The organism is Lacisediminihabitans sp. (genome assembly GCF_036404185.1).
GTDB lineage: Bacteria > Actinomycetota > Actinomycetes > Actinomycetales > Microbacteriaceae > Lacisediminihabitans.
The window spans coordinates 1-13190 of sequence record NZ_DASWPB010000071.1 but is presented as its reverse complement, the minus strand read 5'-3'; the positions used below and the strand labels follow the sequence as shown (position 1 = coordinate 13190).

The 13190-nt window shown below is 68.1% G+C and carries 11 protein-coding genes and 1 tRNA gene; 8 read left to right on the top strand and 4 right to left on the bottom strand.

Annotation, left to right across the window (positions count from 1 at the left end):
- Window positions 1–25 precede the first annotated feature (25 nt).
- From VGC18_RS03895 to VGC18_RS03880, 4 genes are read left to right on the top strand one after another with little or no spacing between them, the layout of a single operon-like run.
- A complete protein-coding gene (locus tag VGC18_RS03895) occupies window positions 26–1696 on the top strand; it encodes a glycoside hydrolase family 13 protein (protein WP_331094423.1) in 1671 nt (556 codons plus the stop codon).
- Complete coding sequence (locus tag VGC18_RS03890; RefSeq protein ID WP_331094421.1) at window positions 1681–3357, top strand: alpha-amylase family glycosyl hydrolase; 1677 nt, start codon at window positions 1681–1683, stop codon at window positions 3355–3357. Before VGC18_RS03895 ends, VGC18_RS03890 begins: the two co-directional genes overlap by 16 nt.
- A gap of 60 nt (window positions 3358–3417) precedes the next feature.
- Entirely contained in the window at window positions 3418–3930 is a 513-nt protein-coding gene (locus tag VGC18_RS03885; protein ID WP_331094419.1) for a DUF3761 domain-containing protein, read from the top strand.
- A 53-nt stretch (window positions 3931–3983) separates the two neighbouring features.
- On the top strand, window positions 3984–4241 hold the full coding sequence (locus VGC18_RS03880; RefSeq protein ID WP_331094417.1) for a DUF167 domain-containing protein: 258 nt from the start codon (window positions 3984–3986) through the stop codon (window positions 4239–4241).
- Between the two features lie 91 nt (window positions 4242–4332).
- Here the strand turns inward: VGC18_RS03880 and VGC18_RS03875 are convergent.
- Window positions 4333–4422, bottom strand: a tRNA-Ser gene (locus VGC18_RS03875).
- Window positions 4423–4464: 42 nt separating this feature from the next.
- On the opposite strand from VGC18_RS03875, the gene VGC18_RS03870 reads away from it, so the two are divergent.
- The gene (locus VGC18_RS03870; protein ID WP_331094415.1) at window positions 4465–5220 is read left to right on the top strand and encodes an SGNH/GDSL hydrolase family protein; all 756 of its coding nucleotides are present in this window, start codon (window positions 4465–4467) and stop codon (window positions 5218–5220) included.
- 29 nt (window positions 5221–5249) lie between these two features.
- Complete coding sequence (radA, locus tag VGC18_RS03865) at window positions 5250–6602, top strand: DNA repair protein RadA (protein WP_331094413.1); 1353 nt, start codon at window positions 5250–5252, stop codon at window positions 6600–6602.
- 144 nt (window positions 6603–6746) lie between these two features.
- Here the strand turns inward: radA and VGC18_RS03860 are convergent, their stop codons facing one another.
- From VGC18_RS03860 to VGC18_RS03850, 3 genes are all read right to left on the bottom strand, one after another.
- Complete coding sequence (locus VGC18_RS03860) at window positions 6747–7358, bottom strand: hypothetical protein (protein ID WP_331094411.1); 612 nt, start codon at window positions 7356–7358, stop codon at window positions 6747–6749.
- A 126-nt stretch (window positions 7359–7484) separates the two neighbouring features.
- Window positions 7485–7994, bottom strand: coding sequence for an amino-acid N-acetyltransferase (locus VGC18_RS03855; protein ID WP_331094409.1), 510 nt, complete (start codon window positions 7992–7994; stop codon window positions 7485–7487).
- A gap of 172 nt (window positions 7995–8166) precedes the next feature.
- Window positions 8167–10650: an ATP-dependent Clp protease ATP-binding subunit gene (locus VGC18_RS03850; protein WP_331094407.1), complete on the bottom strand. Its 2484-nt coding sequence runs from the start codon at window positions 10648–10650 to the stop codon at window positions 8167–8169.
- Between the two features lie 449 nt (window positions 10651–11099).
- Here VGC18_RS03850 and VGC18_RS03845 point away from each other — a divergent pair, with 449 nt between their 5' ends.
- Together VGC18_RS03845 and VGC18_RS03840 are read left to right on the top strand one after the other, a co-directional pair.
- Window positions 11100–12299, top strand: a complete 1200-nt coding sequence (locus VGC18_RS03845; RefSeq protein WP_331094405.1) for an EfeM/EfeO family lipoprotein — start codon at window positions 11100–11102, stop codon at window positions 12297–12299.
- Window positions 12296–13190 (top strand): Dyp-type peroxidase (locus tag VGC18_RS03840; protein WP_331094403.1); only part of this gene is annotated, 895 nt, incomplete at its 3' end. The genes VGC18_RS03845 and VGC18_RS03840, both read left to right, overlap by 4 nt.

The window sequence follows — 13190 nt, the reverse complement described above, 5'->3', positions numbered from 1 at the left end:
CGATACGAAAGAAGCCGGAACACCCATGACCAACCCATCGACCGCGGAGACCCGCATCGGCACCGAGCGAGAACTGGACCCGAGCTGGTGGCGCCAGGCGGCGGTGTACCAGATCTACCCGCGCTCCTTCGCCGACTCCGACGGCGACGGCATCGGCGACATCCGCGGCATCACCTCCCGCATCCCCTATCTCGAACGACTCGGCGTCCAAGCGGTCTGGCTCAGCCCGTTCTACCCGTCCGCGCTTGCCGACGGCGGCTACGACGTTGACGACTATCGCGATGTCGATCCCCGCCTGGGCACGCTTGAGGACTTCGACGCCATGGTCGAGGCTCTCCACCGAGCCGGCATCCGTGTGATCGTCGACATCGTCCCCAACCACACCTCCCACCGCCATGAATGGTTCCGCGAGGCACTCGCCTCCCCCAAGGGGTCTGTCGCGCGGGCACGTTACATCTTCCGCGACGGCCTCGGACACGACGGGGAATTGCCGCCCTCCGACTGGACGTCCACCTTCGGAGGTCCGGCCTGGGAGCCCGTCGGCGACGGGCAGTGGTACTTCCACTTCTTCGCAAAAGAGCAGCCGGACCTGAACTGGAACAATCCGGAGGTCCACGCCGACTTCCTCACCACGCTGCGCTTCTGGTCAGACCGCGGCGTCGACGGATTCCGCATCGACGTCGCCCATGGCCTCGCAAAGCGGCTCCCGGACGAACTGCCCACCCAGGCCGAGCTGGACGCCCTGCCGAAGGACGGCGACCACCCGCTGTGGGACCGTGACGACGTCCACGGCATCTACGCGGAATGGCGAGCCGTTTTCAACGAGTACACACCGGCCAAGACGGCGGTGGCCGAGGCATGGGTCGCGGCCGACCGGCGCGCACGCTACGCCAGTGCGGAGGGTCTCGGTCAGGCGTTCAACTTCGATCTGCTCGAGGCCGACTTCGAGGCCGGTCGGTTCCGCGAGATCATCGCCTTCAATGTCGAACTCGCCCGGCAATCCGGCTCGTCCAGCACCTGGGTGCTGTCCAACCACGACGTCATCCGCCACGCCACCCGTTATGGACTGCCGCCGCGCGGCATGAGCACGACGAAGGCGGGCGCCGACTGGCTGTTGAGCGGTGGCACTTCCCCCGTGCTCGACGCGGCCGCCGGCCTGCGTCGAGCGCGGGCCGCGAGCCTGCTCGAGCTTGCGCTGCCCGGCTCGGCCTATCTCTATCAGGGCGAGGAGCTCGGCCTGCACGAGGTCCCCGACATCCCCGGCGCGTCACGGCAGGATCCGACCTTCTTCCGCAACCCCGGCGTCGACATCGGGCGCGACGGATGTCGCGTGCCGTTGCCGTGGACGGCCACCGGGCCCTCCTACGGCTTCGGGCCTGGAGGCGCCCACCTCCCGCAGCCGGGCTGGTTCGCCGCGTCGTCGGTCGGAGCAGAGGACGGCGATCCCGGCTCCACGCTCACGCTGTATCGCACCGCGCTCGCCCTTCGAACACGGCTGCAGGGTGCCGAGACGTTGAAGTGGCTGCCGAGCGAGCGCGACGACGTCCTTGCCTTCGAACGACCGGGCGGCTGGATGAGCATCACCAACTTCGGTACGATGCCTCTCGCCCTACCGGAGGGCGAGCTGCTCCTCAGCAGCGTGCCCCTCGAGGGCGGCCTGCTACCCGGCGAGGCGACCGCGTGGCTGCAGCGCTGAGCGCGCGGGACCGGTCTCCCTGGTGGCGCGGGGCGGTCATCTACGAGGTCTATCCGCGCTCTTTCGCCGACGCCGACGGAGACGGAGTGGGCGATCTGCGGGGAATTATCGAGCGGATGCCGTATCTCGCCTCGCTCGGCGTCGACGGCATCTGGCTCACGCCCTTCCAGCCGTCGCCGCAGGTTGACCAGGGTTATGACATCAGCGACTACTGTGACATCGATCCGCTGTTCGGCACCCTCGACGACTTCGACGGGCTGCTCTCCGCGGCGCACCACGCAGATATTCGGGTGCTCGTCGATATCGTGCCCAACCACACGTCCACGGCGCATCCTCTGTTCCGGCGCGCGGTGGCCACGGCGTCCGGTTCCCCGGAGCGAGCGCTATTCCACTTTGCGACCGGTCGCGGCATGAACCACGAGCAGCCGCCCAACAACTGGGTCAGTGTGTTCGGCGGCTCCGCCTGGGCGCGCGACTCACACCAGGACGCCGACGACCCGCAGTGGTATCTGCACCTCTTTTCTGCCGCCCAGCCCGACTGGAACTGGGAGAACCCGCAGGTGCACGACGACTTCGACGCCGTACTGCGCTTCTGGTTCGATCGCGGCGTTGACGGGGTGCGCATCGATGTCGCCCATGGCCTGTACAAACACGCCGGCCTGCGCGATAGTCCGACCGTGCCCGCCCTCACCGACGGCTTGCGCTCCAATCCGCTCGTCATGGACCAGGAACCGGTCCACGATGTCTACCGCCGGTGGCGACGTCTCGCCGACGATTACGACCCCCCACGCCTTCTCGTCGGAGAGGTGAACCTCGAGCCGCCTCGAGCCGCCCGGTACACGCGATCGGACGAGCTGCATCAATCCTTCGCGTTCGCCTTCGCGCGGCTGGGATGGGATGCCGCGGCATGGGTCGAGGTCGGCAACGAGCTGGAACGGGCGCGGGCCGCGGAGTCGTCCACGCTCACCTGGGCGCTCGAAAACCACGACCTCGTACGCACACCGACCCGTTTCGGGGGCGGTCCACTCGGTGCACAACGCGCCCGCGCGGCGCTCATCGCCCTGCTCGGACTGCCCGGCGCCGTCTATGTCTATCAGGGGCAGGAACTCGGCCTTCCCGAGGTGGACGTTCCGGCGGGACAGCGCGCCGACCCGATGTGGCGACAGGGCGGTGTCAGCCGTGACGGCGCACGCGTCCCCATTCCGTGGACCGTGTCGCCGGAGCTCGACCACGGCTTCTCGTCTCACCCGACCGAGGGCTCATGGTTGCCCGTCCCCGCGGGGTGGGGAGCCTTCGCGGTGGCGAGACAGTCCGAGGACACCGATTCCACGCTCGCGCTCTTCCGCTCCGCGACGCGACGACGGCGCGAGCTGACCGGGCAGGGTGTCCTGGATCCCGATGCCACGACCGTCTGGCGACTGCGGCCGAGCGGGCTCGTCGAGTGCGCTCGCTCCGATGGGGTGTCCGTCTTCATCGCCATGGGCGATGGGCCCGCCGAGCTTCCCGCTGGCGACGTCCTCCTCTCGAGCATTCCACTCGGGCCGGGCCAGGCGCTCTCCGCGGGAGGAACGGCCTGGTCGCGGCGGACACCGCACGCAACAACGACGCCCCTCCCTTCGTTCGCCGGTCAGACGCACCGCCCCGTATTGGGGGTGCGCTAGGAACAGACGGGACTATCCGCGTGGCTCTACCATCAACGGTAACCAAGCTGAAGGATTTTCATGCGCCGCCCATTCGTCATCTCGCTCGTTCTTCTCGCGGCCATCGGCCTCGCCGGATGCTCCACCGCTGTCGACACGGGCGCATCCCCGCACGTCGCGGTCTCCGCCGCTCCCACAGAAACGCCCATCCCCGAGCCGGTGACCCACACGGTTCAGGATCTGTCGGCCCTCACCGGTGCGGACGCGAGCGCGCTCCTCCAGGGTGAGAACCTGGTCGCGGTCGTCAAATCGACAGATGGCAGCGCTGTCGCCGACACGACGGGATGGACATTCCAGAGCCAGGATCCAGCCGCGGGAACCGATTTGACGGAGGGAGCGACGGTGACCCTCACCTTCGCGCCGCCACCACCACCGGCCCCAGCCCCGGTTGCACCCGCCCCAGCTCCCGCTCCGCCCGCCCCTGCCCCCGGCGGAGGAGCAACAGCGCTCTGCAACGACGGAAGCCTCTCGTTTGCGGCCCACCATCAAGGGGCCTGTTCCCATCACGGCGGCGTCGCTGAGTGGTACAAGTAGGTCTCTTCGTCCGAAACAAACATCCCGGTAAGGGCCCGGGCTACTGTCGAGGCGTGAGGATCACCGTGCACGTGCATCCGGGCTCCAAGCGTCCGGGGGTCGGAGGAGAGCACGACGGCGCCCTCGTCGTTCGCGTCGCTCAGCGGGCCGTTGACGGAAAGGCGACGGATGCGACGACCGCCGCCCTCGCCGTCGCATTCGGGGTGCGGCGCCGCGACGTCATGCTGGTCAGCGGCGCGACCAGTCGCACCAAGCTGGTCGATATCGTCGGCGCGACGGAACAGCGGCTGACGGAGCTGCTCCGCGGCTGAGCCCGCCGCCGGACCGGTCTCACCGGTCGCGCGGGAGAAAACAGAAAATCCCCGGCTCGCTGACGCATACCGGGGACTTGCCGTGAGACTGTGGCGGTACCGGTGGGATTTGAACCCACGGTGGGCTTTCACCCACACAACTTTTCGAGAGTTGCACCTTCGGCCGCTCGGACACGGTACCGGGGACGATCTTAGTACAGCAACGCGGCGTACAGTTTTTTCGGTGTTCCTCATTCTTCCCATCAGCATCGTCGCCGGCATCGTGCTGCTCATGCTCGCCTTCTTCGCGGTGCGGGCATGGATCAATCGGCGCCGCGCCGCCGGTGGCAAGCGCCTGGCCGAGACCCTCCATCTCAACGCCAAATGGTGGCACAACGAGCGGGACAAGCCGGGCGAGCTGCTCTATGTCGCCGTGGGCGACTCCGCGGCGCAGGGTGTCGGCGCCAGCAAGCCGGGCAGGAGCTATGTCGGCCTCATCGCGGAACACCTGCGCAAACGCACCGGCCGCACCGTGCGCGTGGTCAATCTCAGCGTGTCCGGCGCGCGGATCAGGGAGGCGCTCGCCCTCCAGCTGCCCGCCCTGCGCCGGCTCATCCCCGACGTCCTCACCGTCGCCATCGGCGCGAACGACATCGCCTCCTTCGACAAGCACCGCTTCGAACGCGAGCTGGAGGAGCTCTACTCGGCCCTGCCGCCCGGTGCGGTGGTGGCCGACGTTCCGTCGTTCTACGTGGGCGTCGCGGAACGGAACGCCGTCGTCGCCGGCTCGATCGTGCGTCGTCTGGCCACCAAGTACGGTTTCCCGGTCGCCCCACTGCACGCGACCACCCGACGGCAGGGCGTCGCCCGCTACGCGCTCAATCAGGCCGCCGCCGATTTCTTCCACCCCAACGACCGCGGCTATCGCGTCTGGGCATCCGCGTTCCTTCCCGTCCTCGACGACCTGCTTCCGGAGGACTCCCTCCACCACCGCGGGTGAGTGACGGGGGCCTCGTTTAGGCTGGCGGCATGGCCAAAGTCCAATCCCATTTCCGGTGCACGGAGTGCGGGTGGACCACGCCGAAATGGGCGGGGCGCTGCGCGGAGTGCCAGTCCTGGGGCACCATCGTCGATGTGACGGATGCGCCGGCGACCCGCGGCGTGCGGCCCGTCGCGGTCAGCGAGGCCAGGGTGGCGAAATCGATCGTCACCATCAGCGCGGATGAGGTCGCCCACTGGCCGAGCGGCATCGCCGAGTTCGATCGCGTGCTCGGCGGCGGCATCGTGCCCGGCGCGACGATCCTGCTCAGCGGCGAGCCAGGGGTCGGCAAGTCGACCCTGCTGCTCGAGGTGGCATCGAAGGCCGCCGCCCGCGGCATGCGAGTCCTCTACGTGACGGCGGAGGAGTCGGTGAGCCAGGTCCGGCTGCGCGCCCAGCGAACGGGCGCGCTGCAGCCAGAGCTCTTCCTCGCCGCCGAGGTCGATCTGGCGACGATCCTCGGCCAGATCGATCAGGTCCAACCCAATCTGCTCATCGTCGACTCGGTGCAGACGGTCTCCAGCTCGCTCACCGACGGGCTGGCCGGTGGCCCGGCCCAGGTGCGCGAGGTGGCCTCCACGCTCATCCGGGTCTCCAAGGATCGCAACCTGCCGGTGCTCCTCGTCGGCCACGTGACGAAAGACGGCTCCATCGCGGGCCCGCGGCTCCTCGAGCACCTCGTCGACGTCGTCTGCCAGTTCGAGGGCGACCGCCAGACCGCGCTGCGGTTCATCCGCTCCACCAAGAACCGCTTCGGCCCGACCGACGAGGTGGGCTGCTTCGAGATGACCGGGGACGGCATCGCCGAGGTCGCCGATCCGAGCGGACTCTTCCTCTCGCGAGGCAAGGTGGCGGTGAGCGGCACCTGCGTCACCATCGCGGTGGAGGGGCGACGCTCCCTCCCGGTCGAGGTCCAGGCCCTCATCGTGAAGACCTCCGCCCCGAACCCGCGTCGGGTCACCAACGGGGTCGATTCGTCGCGGGTGGCCATGCTGCTCGCGGTGCTCGAGCGGCGAGCGGGGATGAAGCTCAGCGAATCGGATGTCTACGTGTCGACCGTGGGCGGCATCCGGCTGACCGAGCCCGGCGCGGATCTCGCCATCGCCCTGGCGATCGCGAGCGCCTACAGCGACAGGGCCTTTCCGGGAACGCTCGCGGCCATCGGCGAGATCAGCCTGGCTGGCGAGGTCCGGCCGGTGTCCCAGGCGAAGCAGCGGATCGCGGAGGCCAGACGACTCGGCTTCTCGACCGTCGTCGACGCGGAGTCCTCCCACCTGCGGGAGGCGATGCGCAAGGCCTTCGCCAGCGCCCTGACCGAGCAGACGGACGTCCCCGCCTTCTGAGCCGTGACCTCCGGCCCGATCCCGGCCCGTCGAACTCCCGCGAAGGGACAGCTTTGATGCTTCGCGGCGCCGGAGACGATGCAGAGTTGTCCCCTGACGCCCGGGTCGGGGGTCGGGAGGCCGGCCGGACGAACTATCCGAGCGCTACTGGAGGATGAACTGAACCGTGTCCTTGGAGGTGATCTGGCCGACCTTCGCCGCCAGGTGATAGCTCGCGCCGCCCGCCGTCACCGGAGGACGCTGCGCATCACACGTCGTCTTTGACGACCTCGTGCGGTCCCACGGGATGGCCGTCGTCGGCACGGCGACGTTCGGCTTGAGGGTGGTCTGCGCGTCGACGGCACCGGTCTGGCAGTCCTTGGAGTCCCAGATCTGCTCCGACCCGCTCGTGATGATCAGCTCCTGCTGGGTGGAGCCCAGATTGATCGTGCAGGGGGCCGAGCCGGTATTGGTGATCTTCATGCTGATCTGCGGCTGCTCCGCCGCGGCATAGGTGGCCTTGTCGGTGACCGCCTCGAGCTTGAGGTGAGCCGGGACGCAGGCGGTGCCCGCCGCATCCGCGGGAGTCGAGGCCTTGGGCGTCGAGGACTGACTCGGCGCGGATTTCGGATCGGAACCCGTCGAGCCGGAACCGGGGCGCACGATGATGAGGATCACGATCACGATGACGGCGATCACGCCGAGACCGACGATCAGTCGACGGCGCCAGTAGACCTTGGGGGGCTGGGGGCCGACGGGGTTCCTAAAGGTCGACATGGGCCAAGAGTAACGAGCGCGGCACCCGATCCCCGGCATTTCCGGGGGTGTTTGTTGTGCAGACCGCCGGAAAGACGCACGCGGGCGGTACGGATCCGGCCGACCCCCGGATGCGCCGTCTGTCGCCTAGAGGCGCTTGAGCATCCTGGTGTTCCCGAGGGTGTTCGGCTTGACCCTGGCGAGGTCGAGGAATTCCGCGACCCCCTCGTCGGGGGACCGCACCAGCTCGGCGTACACGGCCGGATCGATGGGTTCCTCCGCCATCGGCTCGAAGCCGTGCCGGGAGAAGAAGTCCACCTCGAAGGTGAGGCAGAACAGGCGGCTGAGACCGAGGGCGCGGGCATCCGTCTCCAGCCGCTGCAGCAGGGCATGACCGACGCCCTTGTGCAGCCATTCGGGGGTCACCGCGAGCGTGCGCACCTCGGCGAGGTCCTGCCACATCACGTGGAGGGCGCCGCATCCGATCGGCCTGCCGTCCGGGCCCTCCGCGACGCGGAACTCCTGGATCGCCTCGTAGAAGACGACCGAATCCTTCCCGAGCAGGATGCGTCTCTGCACGAGCGGTTCGACGAGCTCTTGGATCAGGGGAACATCGTCCGTGCGGGCCGGGCGCACCGTGACACTCGTCTCCGTCATCGCTGAAACCACTCGTCTCTCGCGGAAGGATGGGCATCGTGAGGCATTCCGCTCACAAAAGCCTACCCATCGCTCGGCGGCGTCGGCTCCGGCCGGTGGCGAATGCCGTTAACGAGATCCGTTAACGAGAACAGGGGCAGCGAGTGACTCGCTGCCCCTGTTCCGGTGATGCCTACGCCTCGACGGCGGCGATCTCCTCGACGATCTCACGACCGGGCTGGCGACCGGTGGTGAACACGAACTCGTCGCCGACGTAGTCGACGTGCACGTGGTCGCCCGCGTTGAGCTCGCCCTGCAGGATGCGCTCGCTCAGCCGATCCTCGACCTCGCGCTGGATCGCGCGGCGCAACGGCCGTGCCCCGAGCGACGGGTCGAACCCGACCTTGATGAGGTGCTCCTTCGCGGCGACGGAGATCTCGACGGTCATGTCGCGATCCAGCAGTCGATCGGAGAGCCGCTTGATGAAGAGGTCCACGATCTGCAGGAGCTCGTCCTGGCTGAGCTGCGGGAAGACGATGGTCTCGTCGACCCGGTTGAGGAACTCCGGCTTGAAGTTCTTCTTCAGCTCCTCGACGACCTTGCCGCGCATCCGGTCGTACCCGGTGGCGGTGTCGGTGCTCGAGGTGAAGCCGAGCGGCGTTCCGCTGATGTCCCTCGTGCCGAGGTTGGTGGTCATGATGATCACCGTGTTCTTGAAGTCGACGACCCGGCCCTGGCCATCCGTCAGCCTGCCCTCCTCCAGGATCTGGAGGAGCGAGTTGAAGATGTCCGGGTGGGCCTTCTCGATCTCGTCGAACAGCACCACGGAGAACGGCTTGCGGCGCACCTTCTCGGTGAGCTGGCCGCCCTCCTCGAAGCCGACGAACCCGGGAGGGGCACCGAACAGCCGAGAGACCGTGTGCTTCTCGCCGTATTCGCTCATGTCGAGGGAGATGAGGGCGTTCTCGTCGTCGAAGAGGAACTCCGCGAGGGCCTTGGCGAGCTCGGTCTTTCCGACGCCGGTCGGGCCGGCGAAGATGAACGAGCCGCTCGGACGCTTGGGGTCCTTGAGTCCGGCACGCGTGCGGCGGATCGTCTTGGAGAGCGCCGAGATGGCCTCCTCCTGTCCGATGACGCGCTGGTGCAGGGCCTTCTCCATGAAGACGAGACGGCTGGTCTCCTCCTCGGTCAGCTTGAACACCGGGATGCCGGTGGCGGCGGCGAGGACCTCGGCGATCACGCCTTCGTCCACGGTTCCGGTCGAACCGGCCTCTCCGCTCTTCCACTGCTTCTCGAGACGCAGGCGCTCGCCGAGCAGCTTCTTCTCCTCGTCACGGAGGGAGGCGGCCTTCTCGAAGTCCTGGTCCTCGATCGCCCCCTCCTTCTGACCGCGCACGGCCGCGATGCGGTCGTCGAACTCGCGCAGCTCCGGCGGGGCCGAGAGGATCGACAGGCGCAGGCGGGCGCCGGCCTCGTCGATCAGGTCGATGGCCTTGTCGGGGAGGAAGCGGTCGGCCACGTAGCGGTCGGCGAGGTTCGCCGCCGCGACGATCGCGCCATCCGTGATCGACACCTTATGGAAGGACTCGTACTTGTCACGCAGCCCCTTCAGGATGTTGATCGTGTGCGGCAGGGACGGCTCGTGCACCTGAACCGGCTGGAAGCGGCGCTCGAGGGCCGCATCCTTCTCGAAGTGCTTGCGGTACTCGTCGAGGGTCGTCGCGCCGATCGTCTGCAGCTCACCGCGGGCGAGCAGCGGCTTGAGGATGCTCGCGGCATCGATCGCGCCCTCCGCTGCCCCGGCGCCGACGAGGGTGTGGATCTCGTCGATGAAGGTGATGATGTCACCACGGGTGCGGATCTCCTTCGTCACCTTCTTGAGGCGCTCTTCGAAGTCACCGCGGTAACGGCTGCCGGCGATGAGCGAGCCGAGGTCGAGGGTGTAAAGCTGCTTGTCCTTCAGCGTCTCCGGGACATCGCCCCGCACGATGGCCTGGGCGAGGCCCTCGACGACGGCGGTCTTGCCGACGCCCGGCTCACCGATCAGCACGGGGTTGTTCTTGGAACGGCGGGAGAGGATCTGCATGACCCGCTCCATCTCCTTCTCGCGCCCGATGACCGGGTCGAGCTTGCCATCGCGGGCGGCCTGGGTGAGGTTGCGCCCGAACTGGTCGAGGATCTGGCTGCCGGCCTGCTGTCCCTGCTGGGTCTCGCCACCGACGGCGACCTGCTCCTTGCCCTGGTATCCGGAGAGCAGCTGGATGACCTGCTGACGCACCCGGTTGAGATCCGCGCCGAGCTTCACGAGCACCTGAGCCGCGACGCCCTCGCCCTCGCGGATGAGGCCGAGCAGGATGTGCTCGGTCCCGATGTAGTTGTGGCCGAGCTGCAGCGCCTCGCGCAGAGACAGCTCGAGGACCTTCTTCGCACGCGGCGTGAACGGGATGTGCCCGGTCGGCTGCTGCTGGCCCTGGCCGATGATGTCCTGCACCTGCTCGCGCACGGCATCAAGGGAGATTCCGAGGGACTCGAGCGACTTGGCGGCGACGCCCTCACCCTCGTGGATCAGGCCGAGCAGGATGTGCTCGGTGCCGATGTAATTGTGGTTGAGCATCTTGGCTTCTTCTTGCGCCAAAACGACGACTCGACGGGCTCTGTCGGTAAATCTCTCGAACATCTTCAACTCCTCTGGCGTCGTGCAGGGTTGGCGCCGTTATGAAGAGAGTAACGACCTCACCCCGGGATTACTGCCCCTGTTCGCCCTCGGCGTGACCCGCCCCCACTGCGGCATCCACCGGCCGCCGCCCCTCTCGCCCTCCGCAACCGATCTCAAGGAGATTCGGGGAGCGGGCGGCGGATGATCGGCTCAACCAGCGCGTCGAGGTCACTTTCTCCGTGAGATCGGTCGGTGATGGCGGGGCGAGGTCGGTTGCCGGCGTCTGGTGGGTGGAACGCCGGAACACCAGATGCGCAAGTCCCTCATTCGGCGAATTTCCCCAAAAAGGTTTATTAACTTCAAGCAAACGAAACGGCGAGAGGCCGACGGGGCCCGAAATCGAACGGCGGCCGGACGTAGCGTAAGTGCACCCCCCGATCGGGGCATGGCCTCGCAGCGAAAGTCGCCTCGTGCATCTGACCTCTCTCACCACGCGCCAGCGTCTCGCGGCGGTCTTCATGGTGATCGCGCTGATCATGGCCGCGGGCGTCGTCGCCACCATCGTCACCCGGCCGCCAGCCGTCTCCGGCGGAACCATCCGGGTCGAGTCGGGAACGGAGACCTGCGGTCAGGGGTGGACCGGTTCACGGGCCGGCCTGCTGACCTTCGCGGTGCACAACACCACGGTGGCCAGCGAGGAGGTGTACCTGCAGGGCGCTCGAGACGGGCTCGTCTACGGAGAGCTGGAGGGGCTCGGCGCCGGGGCCACCCACAATCTCAGCGTCATCCTCGCGAACGGTCGATACCGCTTCGTCTGCATGCCGTCGGATCTCAGCGCGCAGCGGGGACCGATCGTCACGGTCTCCGGTGCCAGGCACGTCGCGAACGCGACGGCCGGCATCCAGATCATCACCGCCGTGAACCTCATCGATCCCTCGAAGCAGTACCACGCCTGGATCGAGGGCCAGCTTCCCGTGCTGGGCGCAGACGTACGGGCGCTCGATGCCGCCGTGGCGTCCGGCGACGTGAGCGAGGCGAGGTCGGCGTGGCTGACCGCCCACCTCGTGTACGAGTCGCTCGGCGCGGCGTACGGCACCTTCGGCGACCTCGACGGCGCCATCAACGGCACCCCGACGCCAGGGACGACGGCGATAACCGATCCCGACCTCACCGGATTCCACCGGATCGAGGCGGTGCTCTGGGGCGGCAGCGCGATCGCCGAGGCCAGGCCGTTCTCCGAGCGGCTGATCACCGACGTCACCGCCCTGCAGACATCCTTCGCCACCGCTCAGATCCCTGCGCTCGACGTCGGGCTCCGCTCTCACGAGATCCTCGAGAACGCGATCCAGTTCGAGCTCACCGGATCGACGGATGCCGGCTCCGGGACCAGCATCGCCACGATCGGCGCAAACCTCGTCGGCACCCGCCAGGCCCTCGCCCCGCTGCGATCGCTGCTCGCCGGCCGCTACCCGGACCTCGACCGCACGGAGCAGTGGCTCGATCGGGCGACCGCGCTCGTCGACTCCTATCACCGGCCCGACGGGTCATGGACACCCATCACCCAGCTCAGCACGACGCAGCACGAGGCTCTCGACGCGACGCTCGACGAGACCGTCGAGCTCCTCGCACCGATCGCCGCCATCACCGACCCGAGGCTCGCTCCGCAATGACAGATCCGACGAACCCCCACAACAGCATCGGTCGGCGCTCGTTCGTCTCCGGACTGATCGGCGCGGGAGTCGCCGCACCGCTCGCCGCGGCGGCTGCGGCCGTGGCCCCGGCCGCCGCCGCTCAGGCCTCTGCCGTCGAACCTCACCCGGCGCAGAGCTCCTTCCCCTTCGAGGGCAAGCACCAGCAGGGAATCCTGACGCCGACGCAGGCCGCCGCCTCCTTCGTCTCCTTCGACGTCACCGCCGTCGGCAGGCGCGAACTGACCGAGCTCTTCCGCACCATCACGGACCGGGCACGCTTCCTCACCACGGGCGGCACACCCTCGCCCGTCGGCATCACCGCCCCTCCGCCGGACTCCGGTGTGCTCGGACCGGTGGTGGTTCCGGACGGGCTGACCGTCACGGCATCCGTCGGGGCCAGCCTCTTCGACGAGCGCTACGGTCTCGCCGCCCGCAAGCCGGCCAAGCTGCGGACGATGGAAGACTTCGTCAACGACTCCCTGCGCCGCGAGGTCTGCGACGGCGACCTGCTGCTGCAGATCCGGGCCAACCACGCCGACACCGTCACGCATGCCCTCCGCGAGATCATGCGCGAGACGCGGGGTGGCATGCAGGTGCGCTGGCGCACGGAGGGTTTCGTCTCGCCGCCGCGGCCCAGCGGCACCCCACGCAACCTCATGGGCTTCAAGGACGGGACCTCCAACCCGGATGTCACCGATCCGAAGGAGATGGACCGGCTGGTGTGGGCGAGGACCGACGGCAGCGAGCCGTCGTGGACCGAGGGCGGCAGCTATCACGTGGTGCGGGTCATCCGAATGCTCGTCGAGTTCTGGGACCGTGTCTCCATCCGCGAGCAGGAGAACATGATCGGCAGGGAACGCGACAACGGCG

Bases quoted from the DNA above. Each gene is read 5' to 3' on its own strand.
- VGC18_RS03895 (WP_331094423.1), top strand. From the start codon at position 26: ATGACCAACCCATCGACCGCGGAGACCCGCATCGGCACCGAGCGAGAA.
- VGC18_RS03885 (WP_331094419.1), top strand. From the start codon at position 3,418: ATGCGCCGCCCATTCGTCATCTCGCTCGTTCTTCTCGCGGCCATCGGC.
- radA (WP_331094413.1), top strand. From the start codon at position 5,250: ATGGCCAAAGTCCAATCCCATTTCCGGTGCACGGAGTGCGGGTGGACC.
- VGC18_RS03860 (WP_331094411.1), bottom strand. From the start codon at position 7,358: ATGTCGACCTTTAGGAACCCCGTCGGCCCCCAGCCCCCCAAGGTCTAC.
- VGC18_RS03855 (WP_331094409.1), bottom strand. From the start codon at position 7,994: ATGACGGAGACGAGTGTCACGGTGCGCCCGGCCCGCACGGACGATGTT.
- VGC18_RS03850 (WP_331094407.1), bottom strand. From the start codon at position 10,650: ATGTTCGAGAGATTTACCGACAGAGCCCGTCGAGTCGTCGTTTTGGCG.